This is a genomic window from Billgrantia aerodenitrificans, from assembly GCF_021404405.1.
Classification (GTDB): domain Bacteria; phylum Pseudomonadota; class Gammaproteobacteria; order Pseudomonadales; family Halomonadaceae; genus Halomonas; species Halomonas aerodenitrificans.
Map to the genome: position 1 here is coordinate 342,649 of NZ_JABFTV010000004.1, position 12,485 is coordinate 355,133.

General features: G+C 66.3%; 11 protein-coding genes. 8 read left to right on the forward strand and 3 right to left on the reverse strand.

Features of this window, described 5'->3' with window-relative positions; all coding sequences use genetic code 11:
• Positions 1-174: 174 nt before the first annotated feature.
• Together HOP59_RS09925 and rsgA are read right to left on the reverse strand one after the other, a co-directional pair.
• A complete protein-coding gene (locus tag HOP59_RS09925; RefSeq protein WP_234253863.1) occupies positions 175-1,005 on the reverse strand; it encodes a sulfurtransferase in 831 nt (276 codons plus the stop codon).
• 55 nt (positions 1,006-1,060) lie between these two features.
• Positions 1,061-2,095 carry a small ribosomal subunit biogenesis GTPase RsgA gene (gene rsgA / locus HOP59_RS09930; protein WP_234253864.1) on the reverse strand — a complete coding sequence of 345 codons (1,035 nt, stop codon included), beginning with the start codon at positions 2,093-2,095 and terminating at the stop codon, positions 1,061-1,063.
• An 88-nt stretch (positions 2,096-2,183) separates the two neighbouring features.
• Between rsgA and orn the strand changes: the two genes are divergently transcribed.
• On the forward strand, positions 2,184-2,768 hold the full coding sequence (orn, locus tag HOP59_RS09935; protein WP_234253865.1) for an oligoribonuclease: 585 nt from the start codon (positions 2,184-2,186) through the stop codon (positions 2,766-2,768).
• A 267-nt stretch (positions 2,769-3,035) separates the two neighbouring features.
• On the opposite strand, the gene queG is transcribed toward orn, so the two are convergent.
• Positions 3,036-4,136, reverse strand: coding sequence for a tRNA epoxyqueuosine(34) reductase QueG (gene queG, locus HOP59_RS09940; RefSeq protein ID WP_234253866.1), 1,101 nt, complete (start codon positions 4,134-4,136; stop codon positions 3,036-3,038).
• 100 nt (positions 4,137-4,236) lie between these two features.
• Between queG and HOP59_RS09945 the strand changes: the two genes are divergently transcribed.
• From HOP59_RS09945 to hflX, 7 genes are all read left to right on the forward strand, one after another.
• Complete coding sequence (locus HOP59_RS09945) at positions 4,237-5,781, forward strand: NAD(P)H-hydrate dehydratase (protein WP_234253867.1); 1,545 nt, start codon at positions 4,237-4,239, stop codon at positions 5,779-5,781.
• Entirely contained in the window at positions 5,781-6,281 is a 501-nt protein-coding gene (gene tsaE, locus HOP59_RS09950) for a tRNA (adenosine(37)-N6)-threonylcarbamoyltransferase complex ATPase subunit type 1 TsaE (protein ID WP_010627313.1), read from the forward strand. Before HOP59_RS09945 ends, tsaE begins: the two co-directional genes overlap by 1 nt.
• A gap of 47 nt (positions 6,282-6,328) precedes the next feature.
• Positions 6,329-7,765: an N-acetylmuramoyl-L-alanine amidase gene (locus HOP59_RS09955; protein ID WP_035590524.1), complete on the forward strand. Its 1,437-nt coding sequence runs from the start codon at positions 6,329-6,331 to the stop codon at positions 7,763-7,765.
• Entirely contained in the window at positions 7,762-9,690 is a 1,929-nt protein-coding gene (mutL, locus tag HOP59_RS09960; RefSeq protein WP_234253868.1) for a DNA mismatch repair endonuclease MutL, read from the forward strand. The genes HOP59_RS09955 and mutL overlap by 4 nt, the downstream gene beginning before the upstream one ends.
• Positions 9,691-9,707: 17 nt before the next feature.
• Positions 9,708-10,646, forward strand: coding sequence for a tRNA (adenosine(37)-N6)-dimethylallyltransferase MiaA (gene miaA, locus HOP59_RS09965; RefSeq protein ID WP_234253869.1), 939 nt, complete (start codon positions 9,708-9,710; stop codon positions 10,644-10,646).
• A 123-nt stretch (positions 10,647-10,769) separates the two neighbouring features.
• Complete coding sequence (gene hfq, locus HOP59_RS09970; protein ID WP_010627317.1) at positions 10,770-11,021, forward strand: RNA chaperone Hfq; 252 nt, start codon at positions 10,770-10,772, stop codon at positions 11,019-11,021.
• Between the two features lie 8 nt (positions 11,022-11,029).
• Positions 11,030-12,346, forward strand: a complete 1,317-nt coding sequence (gene hflX / locus HOP59_RS09975) for a ribosome rescue GTPase HflX (RefSeq protein WP_026037979.1) — start codon at positions 11,030-11,032, stop codon at positions 12,344-12,346.
• The last annotated feature ends 139 nt before the right edge of the window (positions 12,347-12,485 follow it).

Here is a 12,485-nt window from a genome sequence, read left to right on the forward strand (position 1 = left end):
CGAGGACGCTGGCCTGAGGGAGCCGGGTAGCGCAAATCGATAGGGATGTCGATTTAAGGCAGGCAAGAGGGACCTTGATCCTGCCCGGCGCGTCACCCGGCTCCCGAAGGCCAGGGTTTCGTTCTCGATTGTCGCGAATCGCCTCGCATGACCGCCCAGCGATGAGGGCGTAGTTTACTTCTCTATCGGCGTATCGTCGCGGTTGCCCCACTCCTTCCAGGAGCCGGCGTAGCCGCGTATCTTCTCGAAGCCCAGCGCCTTGCCCACCAGCCAGGTGAAGCCGCTGCGGTGATGGCTCTGGCAGTGAGTGACCACTTCCATATCCGGGGTGAGCCCCAGCGCCTCGAGTTCGGTGATCAGCTCGGCGTAGTCGCGAATGCGCAGCGCACGCTCCTTGTCCATGGCCTCGGTCCACTCCATGTTGACCGCGCCGGGAATGTGCCCGAGCTGCCTGTTCTCGCCCTTTTCGCCGCGATACTCCGCCGGCGAACGGGCGTCCCATACCGCAAAGCCCTTTTCGCCCAGCCGCTCCTGCAGCTCCAGCCGGTCGATGGCGACCTGCGGATGCAGGAATTCGGCCTCGTACTCGCTGGGTGTTGGTGCGCTCGGCTCATGGGACACGGGTTGACCGGCCTGGCGCCAGGCGTGGATGCCGCCATTGAGGTAGGAGTAGCGGTTATGTCCGATCAGCTCCAGGGTCCACAGCAGGCGCCCGGCCCAGCCGCCGCCCTCGTCGTCGTAGGCCACCACGTGAGTGTCGCGGGTCAGGCCCAGTGACGAGAACAGCCGGGACAGCGCCTCGGGGCTCGGCACCTCGTTGGGTACTTCGCCCTCGCCGCGCATCAGGCGGCGGAAATCGAGGAACACGGCGCCGGGCACGTGGCCCTCCTCATGGCTCTCCGACCTCAGCGGCACGTCGACGATCAACAGTTGGGGGTCGTCCAGATGCTCGGCGAGCTGCTCGGGTTCGATGATCAGCGGTAGCAGATTCTCTTCGGAACTCATGGCGCTCTCCTTATCTCGTTGTCGCGATGCATCTCGTTGTCGCGATGCGGCCGAATCAGGTCTCGCTCAGACTATCGACGATATGACGGTAGCTGGCAAAACGCTCGGGGTGAATGTCGCCGCGCTCAACGGCCTCGAGCAGGGCGCAGCCCGGCTCAAGGCGGTGGCGACAGTCGCGAAAGCGGCAGTGACCGAGCAGGTCGCGAAACTCGATGAAGCCCTCGGCCACCTGCTGTTCGTTCAGATGCACGAGGCCGAATTCGCGAATGCCGGGCGAGTCGATCAGCTCGGCGTCGTCGGCCGTCGGCAGCCGGTAGAGGCGGGCGGTGGTGGTGGTGTGGGTGCCCTTGCGCGAATCCTTCGACAGTGCACCGATACGCAGCGACTCGCCGGGCAGCAGCCGGTCGATCAGCGACGACTTGCCCACGCCGCTCTGGCCGACGAAGACCGAGGTGCGCTCGGCCAGGCGCGCATGCAGCGCATCGAGCCCCTCGGCGCGGGCCGTGGTGGTGGATACCACCGGGTAGCCGAGCGCCTCGTAGCGGGTCAGCAGGGCGCGCAGCTCGCCGCCGTCCTCGGGCAGCAGGTCGATCTTGTTGAGTACCAGTACCGGGGCGATGCCGGTGGCCTCGGCGGCCACCAGGTAGCGGTCGATCAGGTTGGGGTGCGGCGCCGGCTCTGCAGCGAAGACGATCAGGATCTGGTCGATGTTGGCCGCCACCGGCTTGAGCTGGCCGCGAGCGTCGGGGCGTTCCAGCACGTTCTGGCGCTCGCTGCGCGCCACCACCACGCCCTCGGTGATATTGCCTTCGGCGTCCTCGGCGGCGCGCCAGATGACCCGGTCGCCGGTCACCAGCCCCTCGAGATTGGCGCGCAGGTGGCAGCGCACCGTCGGCCCGTCGCCGTCCTCCTGCACGTCGAGGGTGCGCCCGAAATGGGCAATGACGCGCCCGGGGCGCTCGGAGCCGTATTCGCCGGCGGCGAGCTTCTGCGAGTCCTTGACGTCGCGCTGCTCGGCGCGCTTGGCTCGCTCGGCCTGTACCTTCTCGATTCGCCAGCGCTGCTGACGGCTCAACTTGCGTTTGCTCATGGGCGCCCGAAGATCGTTACAATAGCGTCATTGTACCCAGCGTGGTCCGGCCTGTCCTGCCGCGCCCTTCAACTCTGGAGCCTGACCGATGCCCAACACTGCCGCACCACGCGAGGACCTGCTGGTGTGGATCGACCTCGAGATGACCGGACTCGACCCCGAGCGCGAGCGTATCATCGAGGTGGCCACCCTGATTACCGACAACGAACTCAACCTGGTGGCCGAGGGGCCCGTGATCGCGGTGCACCAGCCCGACAGCCTGCTCGCGGCGATGGATGACTGGAACCAGAAGACTCACGGCGAATCGGGCCTGGTCGAGCGAGTGAAGCAGAGTCGTATCGATACTGCCGAGGCCGAGCGGCAGACCCTGGAATTCCTCAAGGCTTACGTCGCCCCGGGTTCCTCGCCCATGTGCGGCAATAGCGTGCACCAGGACCGGCGCTTCCTCGAACGCGAGATGCCCGAGCTGCTGGGCTTTTTCCACTACCGCAACCTGGACGTCTCCACCCTCAAGGAACTGGCCAAGCGCTGGAACCCGGGGGCGCTGGCCGGCTTCAGCAAGCGCAACACTCACCAGGCGCTGGACGACATCCGCGAATCGCTGGCGGAGCTGGCGCACTACCGCAATACCTTTTTGCGCCTGGCCGGCAGCGAGCGCGACGAAGAGGAGTAGGAGCGCCCCAGGCTGGCACCACCAAGGGTGAGCGGCGCCGGGGACAGCTCGAAGAGGAGGTTATTTGCCATGGGTGAGGCGGATTCCGCCGAACGGGCTGGCCATGGATGGCCAGCCCCGGTCCTGCAAGCGGAGCAGGATGCGAGAGCGAAGCAGGGCAAATATAGCGCCCAGGGATGGGTTTACAGCGCCTCCTCGCAGGGCTGTCGCCGGTAAAGCCGCGGCCGTATCGAAGGACTGTCGCCGGTAAAGCGCGGCCCACCACGGTCAGGCGCTTGCTATCAGTCGGTCACGCTTCTCCCGCTGTTGCTCCAACGCCCAGCGAACGTGCTCGCGCACCAGGTCGGAGGGGTAGGCGAGGCGGGCGCGCAGTGCCGCCTCCACGCTCTCGCTCCAGGGAGCGTTGCCCAGCCCCACCGCCAGATTGCGTAGCCAGCGCTCGTAGCCGATGCGGCGGATCGGGCTACCGGCGGTCTTGTCGAGGAACTCCTCCTCGCCCCAGGCGAACAGCGATACCAGGCTGGCGCGATCCAGGTCGTGGCGCGGGGCGAAGTCCTCTTCTTGCGTTGCCCGGGTGAAGCGGGTGAAGGGGCAGACCAGCTGACAGTCGTCGCAGCCGAACACGCGGTTGCCCATGGCTTCGCGATAGCGTTCGGGGATGGCGCCGAACAGCTCGATGGTGAGATAGGAGATGCAGGCGCGGGAGTCGACCACCTTGTCCTCGACGATGGCGCCGGTAGGACAGGCCGTGCGGCAGGCGCTGCAGCTGCCGCAGTGCTCGCTGTCGAAGGGCGGGTCGACGGTTAGTGGCAGGTCGACGTAGAGCTCGCCAAGAAAGAACAGCGAGCCGGCCCGGGGATTGAGCAGCATGGCGTTCTTGCCCACCCAGCCGAGCCCGGCCTTGCGTGCCAGGGCGCGCTCCATCACCGGCGCCGAGTCGACGAAGGCGCGGTAGCCGAAAGGGCCGATCTCGTCCTCGATCCACTTGGCCAGGGTGGCCAGGCGCTTGCGCATCAGCTTGTGGTAGTCGCGGCCCACCGCGTAGCGCGACACATAGGCCGTCTGCGGCTGCCCCAGCACCTTGGCGCTCTCGACCTCGGCCGGCAGGTAGTCCAGGCGCACGCTGATCACCCGCAGCGTGCCGGGAACCAGTTCCTCGGGCCGGGTGCGCTTGGTGCCGTGCTTGGCCATGAAGCCCATTTCGCCGTGGTAGCCGGCATCCAGCCAGCGCTGCAGATGACGTTCGTCCTCGGAGAGGTCGACGTCGGCGATGCCCACCTGCTGGAAACCAAGTTCCCGTCCCCAGGTCTTGATGGTGGTGGCCAACTGGTCCAGCGCGCTGTCTTCCAGGATCGCGGGAAGGGTCATGATCGAGAAAAAACCGGGCAAAAATGAAGCGGGGGGATTGGCGAAAGCGCCACGGCGCTTACACTCCCATGATAAAGCAATGCCGGCAGGGAGACACGGGATGTCCGGGAATCATTCAAGCGAACCGCAGGTCGCGCTGCGCCCGTTGTATCGTGCCGAACAGGTGCGTGAGCTCGACCGGCGCACCATCGCGGGGGGCATCGAGGGCTTCGCCCTGATGCAGCGCGCCGCCACCGCCGCCTGGCAGAGCCTCAGGGCGCGCTGGCCCGGCATCAAGCGTCTCAGCGTGCTGTGCGGTGGCGGCAACAATGGCGGCGATGGCCATGTGCTGGCTGCGCTGGCGGCAGTGGCAGGCGTGGCGGTGCAGCGTATCGCCGTAAAGCCCCTCGAGGAGCTCGAGGGCGATGCCGCACGGGCCGCGGAGATGGCCACGGCAGCCGGCGTCGGCTGCGAGCCTTGGCGGCAGGGTATCGCCTTCGACGGTGAAGTGATCGTCGATGCGCTGCTCGGCACCGGGCTCAGCGGCGAGGTGCGCGGTGCTTTCCGCGAGGCCATCGAGGCGATCAACGCCAGCGGGCTTCCGGTGCTGGCCATCGACATACCCAGTGGCCTTGCCGCCGACACTGGGGCGGAGCTCGGTGTGGCCGTACGGGCCAGCCGCACCGTCACCTTCATCGGCGACAAAGTCGGCCTGCATACCGGACGCGCCCCTGCGTTGGTCGGTGAGGTCCACTTTCGCTCCCTGGGCGTCGATGCCCGCCAATATGCCGACCTGCTGCCGGAGGCGGAGCTGCTCGATCAGGAGCTGATCAAGGCGTGGCTGCCGTCGCGAGCCCGCGATGCCTACAAGGGCGTCATGGGCCATGTGCTGGTGCTGGGCGGTGCCCCGGGCTTTGGCGGTGCGGCGTTGCTTGCCAGCGAGGCGGCGGCGCGACTGGGCGCCGGCAAGATAAGCCTGGCCACGGCGCCGGCGCATGTCACGGCCTGCCTGACCTATCGTCCCGAGGTGATGGTGCATGGCCTGCGCGGTGCCGCCGAGCTTGGCCAGCTGCCGGAGCAGGCCGACGTGCTGGTGGTGGGGCCGGGCCTGGGGCAGGGGGCCTGGGGGCAGGGCATGCTGCAGGCGGCGTTGGTTGCTTCACGTCCGCTGGTGGTGGATGCCGATGGGCTCAATCTGCTGGCCTCTCACTTCACCGGTCAGCGGCGTGACGATTGGATCCTGACCCCGCATCCGGGAGAGGCGGGGCGGCTGCTGGGATGTCGTGCGGCGGAGGTGGAGGCCGACCGTCCCGCGGCGGCGCGCGAGCTGCAGCGGCGTTACGGTGGCGTGGTCGTACTCAAGGGGGCTGGCAGCCTGGTGGCGGGGCCCGCCGGCCTGGCGGTCTGCCCCTACGGCAATCCCGGCATGGCGTCGGGGGGGATGGGCGACGTTCTCTCCGGCGTGCTCGGCGCGCTGCTGGCTCAGGGGTTGCCTCTCGAAGCGGCTGCCAGAGTCGGGGTCATGACACATGCCCTGGCCGCCGACATGGCCGTACGCGACGCGGGGGAACGTGGCCTGCTGGCGGCCGATCTGGCATCCTATGCCCGAGTTATCGTCAACCCCGATTTCGAGCCGGGGCTTCATTCGTTGTCAGGGGGCCGTTGATGCGCATAAGACTCGTGGACGAAGACCGTCAGGTCGTCTTCGGGCAATGCTTGGGTAGGGCCCTGCAGGGGCGCGGCCGCATCTATCTCGAAGGTGAGTTGGGAGCGGGCAAGACTACGCTGACCCGCGGCATCCTGCGTGCCTATGGCTATACCGGAGCGGTCAAGAGCCCCACCTATACGCTGGTCGAACCCTATGAATTGGCAAGCGGCCGCCTTTACCATTTCGATCTCTATCGTCTGGGCGATCCCGAGGAGCTCGAGTTCATCGGTGGGCGTGATCTGTTCGCCGAAGAGGCTCTGTGCGTCGTCGAGTGGCCGAGCCGAGGCCGCGGCTGGTTGCCGTTGCCGGATGTCAACGTGACCCTGTCGCTGCACGGCGCCGGACGCCAGGCAGTACTCGAAGCACATACCGCACATGGCCGGGCAGCGCTCGACGTGCTGCGACAGGAGGCGGCGTTGGCCGAACTGATCAGCGCTGAAGAGCGAGATACGCCGTGATGTTCACCCGACCCTCGCCGATGAGCCAAGATGGGCTGCTACGCGCCATGTTGCGCGGTGCACTCGGCTTGCTCCTGTTGATGTCGTTGTGCTTTGCCATGCCCGCACAGGCGGCTCAGGTCGACAATATTCGTCTGTGGGCGGCGCCGGACCATGCGCGCCTGGTATTCGATCTATCCGGTCAGGCCGAGGCCAGCGTCTTCACCCTGGACAACCCGCGACGGCTGGTGATCGATCTCGAGCAGAGCCGGCTCGATACCGACCTCGCCTCGCTCGACCTGCAAGGCAGCGCCATCACTGCCGTGCGAAGCGGCGTGCGCGACGGCAGCGGCCTGCGAGTGGTACTGGAACTCTCCCGCGAAGTGGAACCGCGTCACTTCACCCTGCCGCCCAACGATCAGTACGGGCATCGTCTGGTGGTGGACATGGAGTACCCGGGTGAAAGCGCGGTGGAAAACCCCATTGATCCGATCGAGGCGATGATCCGCGAGCAGGAGATGGCGGCCAACCGGCATCGCGGCGAAGCGGCCAGCGAAACGCCGCGCATCGACCCCGAAGTCGTGGCGCAACAGCCGGCAGCACCGCATCCGAGGCGTGACATCATCATCGCCATCGACCCTGGCCATGGCGGCGAGGACCCCGGTGCCATCGGCCCCGGCGGCACCCGCGAGAAGGACGTGGTGATGGAGATCAGCCGCCGCCTGCAGCGATTGGTCGATGGTGCTGAAGGCTTCCGCGCCGTGATGATTCGCGACGGCGATTATTACGTCGGGCTGCGCCAGCGCACGCGCATCGCCCGCGAACAGAAGGCCGATTTCTTCGTCTCGATTCACGCCGACGCCTTCAACAGCCCGCGACCCAGCGGCAGCTCGGTTTACGCGCTGTCGCAGAGCGGTGCCACTTCGGAGACGGCCCAGTGGCTGGCCGCCAGCGAGAACCGAGCCGACCTGATCGGCGGTGTCGACGGCAATCTCTCGCTCAACGACAAGGACGAGGTGCTGCGCGGTGTGCTGCTCGACCTGACCATGACCGCCACCCTCAATGACTCGTTGTCCATAGGCGGCCAGGTGCTCGACCAGTTGGGCCGGGTCAACCGTCTGCATCGTTCACGCGTGGAACAAGCCGGCTTCATGGTATTGAAGTCGCCGGATATCCCGTCACTGCTGATCGAGACGGGCTTCATCTCAAACCCCGACGAGGAGCGCCGGCTGCGGGACTCGGGGCACCAGCAGCGGCTGGCCGAATCGATCTTCGCCGGCATCGAGGCGCACTTCCGCAGCAACCCGCCACCGGCCAGCCTGCTCGCCTGGCAGCGCGACAATCGACGCACGCCTTCCAGTAACGAGTATCGCATCCAGCCCGGCGATACCCTGTCGCAGATCGCAGCTCGTCACGGGGTGCCGGTGGCGCAGCTCAAGCAGGCCAACGACATCAACGGTGACGTGATTCGCGTCGGCCAGGTGTTGAGGATTCCTCGCTCATGACGGTGATCGACGCTACCCGGCGTATCCGCGTTCTCGACCCCCGGCTGGCCAACCAGATCGCTGCTGGCGAGGTGGTGGAACGTCCCGCCTCGGTGGTCAAGGAACTGGTCGAGAACGCAATCGATGCCGGCAGCCGCCGAATCGAGGTGGAGCTGGAGGCCGGCGGCGCCCGGCTGATCCGGGTACGCGACGACGGCAGCGGCATTGCCGAAGAGGACCTGCCGCTGGCGCTGTCGCGGCATGCCACCAGCAAGATCGCCTCGCTTGAGGACCTGGAAGGCGTGGCCAGCCTCGGCTTTCGCGGTGAGGCGTTGGCGTCGATCAGTTCGGTGTCGCGCCTCGAGCTCGTTGCCAACGTCGAGGATGACCCGCGCGGCGGCTGGCGCGTGGTGGCTGAGGGGCGTCAGATGGAGCCTCGCGTCACTCCGGCACCGCATCCTCGCGGCACCTCGGTCACGGTGCGCGACCTGTTCTTCAATACCCCGGCGCGGCGCAAGTTCCTGCGCACCGAGAAGACCGAATATGGCCACGTGGAAGAGGCCTTTCGCCGTCTAGCGCTGTCGCGCTACGACATCACCTGGGTGCTGCGTCACAACCAGAAGACCGTGCACCAGTTGCCGGCTGGCGATGACCCGACCCGCCGCGAGCGCCGCATCGCCGCGCTGCTGGGCAAGAGTTTTCTCGACAACGCCCTGCACCTGGATCTGGCCGCCGGCGGGCTGCGGCTGTGGGGTTGGGTCGGCTTGCCTACCCACTCCCGCGCCCAAGCCGACCAGCAGTATTTCTTCGTCAATGGGCGCGTGGTGCGCGACCGGTTGGTGGCCCACGCCATTCGTCAGGCCTATCGCGATGTGCTGTTCCACGGCCGGCACCCGGTGTTCGTGCTCTATCTCGAGGTCGACCCCACGGTGGTGGACGTCAACGTTCACCCTACCAAGCACGAGGTGCGTTTCCGCGACGGCCGCCTGGTGCACGACTTCCTCTTCTCTAGCCTGCACCGGGCGCTGGCCGAGGCGCGCCCGGCGGAACGCGAGGCCCACGGCGATGACGCTGTAGCCGAGCAGGACGATGCCGCTGAGGTGCGCGAGCCCGCGCCGCGCTGGCAGCAGCAGCCCATGGCGCTGCATGCCACGGGCGAGTCGCCGGAGCGGGTCACGGCCGATCGTGTACGCGCTTTCATGAACGGCTATCGCGCGCTGCACCCCGAGCACGAGGAGCACCTGCTGACGCCGCAGCCGGCCGAGGCCGGGGTGGATGCCGCCGTGGCATCGCCGCCGGTACGGGAGGCCGTTGGTGTGGGCCAGACACCGGCTCTGCCCGTAGTGGAAGAGGGCAGCGGTATACCTCCGTTGGGCTTCGCCATCGCGCAGCTGCATGGCATCTACATCCTTTCCCAGACCGCCCAGGGCATGATCATCGTCGACATGCACGCGGCCCATGAGCGCATCGTCTACGAGCGCATGAAGGCTCAGGTCCACGGCGGCGAGCTGCAGACGCAGCCGCTGCTGGTGCCGGTCTCGCTGGCGGCGAGCCATGCGGAGGTGGCCACCGCCGAGGCCGAGCGCGAGGCGTTTGCTCGTCTGGGCGTCGAACTCGACGTGGCCGGCCCCGAGACGCTGCTGGTACGCCAGGTGCCGGCGCTGCTGGCCGATGCCGACGTCGAACCCCTCATTCGCGACATGCTGGGAGATCTGGAGCGTTACGGTCGCTCCGATCGCCTGGAGGCCAGTATCAACGAGCTGCTGGCCACCATGGCCTGCCATGGCAGCGTGCGCGCCAACCGGCGCCTGAGCGTGGCCGAGATGAATGCGCTGCTGCGCGACATGGAGCGCACCGAGCGCAGTGGCCAGTGCAACCACGGTCGCCCCACCTGGACCGAGATGTCGCTCAAGCAGCTCGACCGCCTGTTCCTGCGCGGCCAGTAGTAAGGAAGCGCTTACCGATGTCGCAACGTCGTCCTCTCGCCATTCTGCTGATGGGTCCCACCGCCGCCGGCAAGACCGATCTGGCCATCGAGCTGCACGAACGGCTCGATTGCGAGCTGATCAGCATGGATTCGGCCATGGTCTACCGCGACATGGATATCGGCAGCGCCAAACCCTCGCCCCAGGAGCTGGCGCGCGCACCGCATCGACTAATCGATATTCGCGATCCGGCCGAGCCCTATTCGGCAGCGGATTTTCGCGAGGATGCGCGTAGCGAGATGCGACGAATTACCGCAGCCGGACGTATCCCGCTGCTGGTGGGCGGCACCATGATGTATGCCAAGCGGCTGCTCGAAGGGGTGGCCAACCTGCCGGCAGCCGATCCGGCCATTCGCGCCGAACTGGCCAGAGAGGCCGAACGGCGCGGCCTGGCGGATCTGCATGAGGAGCTGGCACGTGTCGATCCCGAGGCAGCCCGGCGCATTCACCCCAACGATCCACAGCGATTGATGCGGGCACTGGAGGTCTATCGCGCCAGCGGTACGACCCTCACCGAACTGTGGCGTCGACAACGTCCTGAAACCTTCCCATGGGAAGTGCTGTCGATAGGTTTCACGCCTTTCGATCGTCGCGTGCTGCACGAGCGAATAGCTGCGCGTTTCGAGGTCATGCTGGATGCCGGTCTCGTCGCAGAAGTCGAGGCGCTGCGTACGCGCGGCGACCTGCACCCGGGCCTGCCCTCCATGAAGAGCGTGGGCTATCGTCAAGTGTGGGAATACCTCGACGGGCAGGGTGACGTCGAGCAGCTGCGCTACCGCACCATCGTGGCGACCCGGCAGCTGGCCAAGCGTCAATTGACCTGGCTACGCAGCTGGCCGGCGCTACACTGGGTCGATAGTCAGAACCGGTCGGCGCTGGAGCAAGTCCTGAAATTCGTGCGTGAATCGGGCTCTTAGCGTAAGATGATGGCTTCGAGTGGCCGGGGGACCAGGCCGAGCCGGCATGGTGTCATGTCGTGAGACAGACAACCCAAGAACACAACTTTCACCCCTCAAGAGAACGTTTTAGGGAGAGGTAAAATGTCCAAAGGGCAATCCCTTCAAGACCCATACCTGAACATCCTGCGCAAGGAGCGCATTCCGGTTTCGATTTTCCTGGTCAACGGCATCAAGCTGCAGGGACAGATCGAGTCGTTCGATCAGTTCGTGATTCTGCTGCGCAACACGGTCAGTCAGATGGTCTACAAACACGCCATCTCAACCGTGGTACCTTCGCGCAATGTGCGGCTGCCGCCGCAGGATCCCGCGGCCCAGCCGGACAGCAACGTGTGAGGTATTGATTGTTTTTTGAACGACCCGACGCCGGCGAAACGGCAGTATTGGTTCATGTGGACTTTCACGACGATCGCGAGCGCGAGGATCCGGGTGAGTTCCTGGAGCTGGTCCGTTCCGCCGGAGCCGCCCCGGCCATGTTGCTTACCGGGAGCCGGCATCGCCCCGATTCGCGTACCTTCATCGGGAGCGGTAAGTTAGAGGAGCTGCGCGAGGCGCTGCAGGTGCACGGTGCCGAGCTGGTCATCTTCAACCACGGCTTGAGCCCCTCCCAGGAGCGCAACCTGGAGCGGGAGCTCAAGTGCCGGGTGCTGGACCGAACCGGGCTGATACTCGACATCTTCGCTCAGCGCGCGCGCACCCACGAGGGCAAGCTGCAGGTCGAACTGGCGCAACTGGAGTACATGTCCACCCGCCTCGTGCGAGGCTGGACCCACCTGGAGCGTCAGAAGGGCGGTATCGGCCTGCGCGGGCCCGGCGAGACCCAGTTGGAGACCGACCGCCGCCTGCTGCGGGCGCGCATCAAGGCAATTCACAAGCGGCTCGACAAGGTGCGCAGCCAGCGCAGCCAGAATCGTCGTGCCCGTGAGCGAGCCGAAATTCCCAGCGTGTCGCTGGTCGGTTATACCAACGCCGGCAAGTCGACGCTGTTCAATGCGCTGACCGAGGCGAAGGTCTACGCGGCGGACCAGCTGTTCGCAACGCTCGACCCGACCCTGCGGCGGCTGGAGGTCGGTGACGTCGGCCCGGTGGTATTGGCGGATACGGTAGGTTTCATTCGTCATCTTCCGCACAAGCTGGTGGAGGCCTTCCAGGCCACCCTGCAGGAGGCAACGGAAGCATCACTGCTGGTCCACGTGATCGATGCCGCCGATCCCGATCGCGAACTCAACGTGGAGCAGGTCGAGAAGGTGCTCGACGAGATCGGTGCGCTGGAAGTGCCGATGCTCAAGGTGATGAACAAGATCGACCTGCTCGACAGTGCGCCGCGAATCGAGCGCGACGGGCAGGGTCGGCCCGAAGTGGTGTGGCTCTCGGCCCGCGATGGGCGGGGGCTCGAGCTGTTGGGCCAGGCGCTGTCGGAGCGTCTGGCGGATAACGTGATCGAGTTCAGCATGCAGCTGTCGCCGCAGCAGGGCCGTCTGCGCGCAGGCATGCATGAGCTTGGTGCCGTACAAGAAGAACATTACGAGGAAGGCGGCAAGGTGCGGCTCGACGTGCGCCTGCCTCGCCGTGATTTCCTGCAGTTGATGGCTCGCCTGGGAGAGCGGGCGGAAGACTATCTTCCGTCCGAGCTGCACGAGCGGCCAGTATGGGATGCGTGACGACTGCGGTGTCCTGATCGACTGGATCGACTTCCCCTAGAAATAACGGCGGCGGAACCTACCGGCGCCCTACAGGATGGCAACCGGCTTCTCCGTGCGGCTGAGCGAAGCGCCGACAGAGAGGCAACGCAGAGTGGAG

What these genes read in the sequence shown, in the direction of transcription:
- HOP59_RS09925 (WP_234253863.1), bottom strand. Translation starts at nt 1,005, where the DNA reads ATGAGTTCCGAAGAGAATCTGCTACCGCTGATCATCGAACCCGAGCAG.
- rsgA (WP_234253864.1), bottom strand. Translation starts at nt 2,095, where the DNA reads ATGAGCAAACGCAAGTTGAGCCGTCAGCAGCGCTGGCGAATCGAGAAG.
- orn (WP_234253865.1), top strand. Translation starts at nt 2,184, where the DNA reads ATGCCCAACACTGCCGCACCACGCGAGGACCTGCTGGTGTGGATCGAC.
- queG (WP_234253866.1), bottom strand. Translation starts at nt 4,136, where the DNA reads ATGACCCTTCCCGCGATCCTGGAAGACAGCGCGCTGGACCAGTTGGCC.
- HOP59_RS09945 (WP_234253867.1), top strand. Translation starts at nt 4,237, where the DNA reads ATGTCCGGGAATCATTCAAGCGAACCGCAGGTCGCGCTGCGCCCGTTG.
- tsaE (WP_010627313.1), top strand. Translation starts at nt 5,781, where the DNA reads ATGCGCATAAGACTCGTGGACGAAGACCGTCAGGTCGTCTTCGGGCAA.
- HOP59_RS09955 (WP_035590524.1), top strand. Translation starts at nt 6,329, where the DNA reads ATGTTGCGCGGTGCACTCGGCTTGCTCCTGTTGATGTCGTTGTGCTTT.
- mutL (WP_234253868.1), top strand. Translation starts at nt 7,762, where the DNA reads ATGACGGTGATCGACGCTACCCGGCGTATCCGCGTTCTCGACCCCCGG.
- miaA (WP_234253869.1), top strand. Translation starts at nt 9,708, where the DNA reads ATGTCGCAACGTCGTCCTCTCGCCATTCTGCTGATGGGTCCCACCGCC.
- hfq (WP_010627317.1), top strand. Translation starts at nt 10,770, where the DNA reads ATGTCCAAAGGGCAATCCCTTCAAGACCCATACCTGAACATCCTGCGC.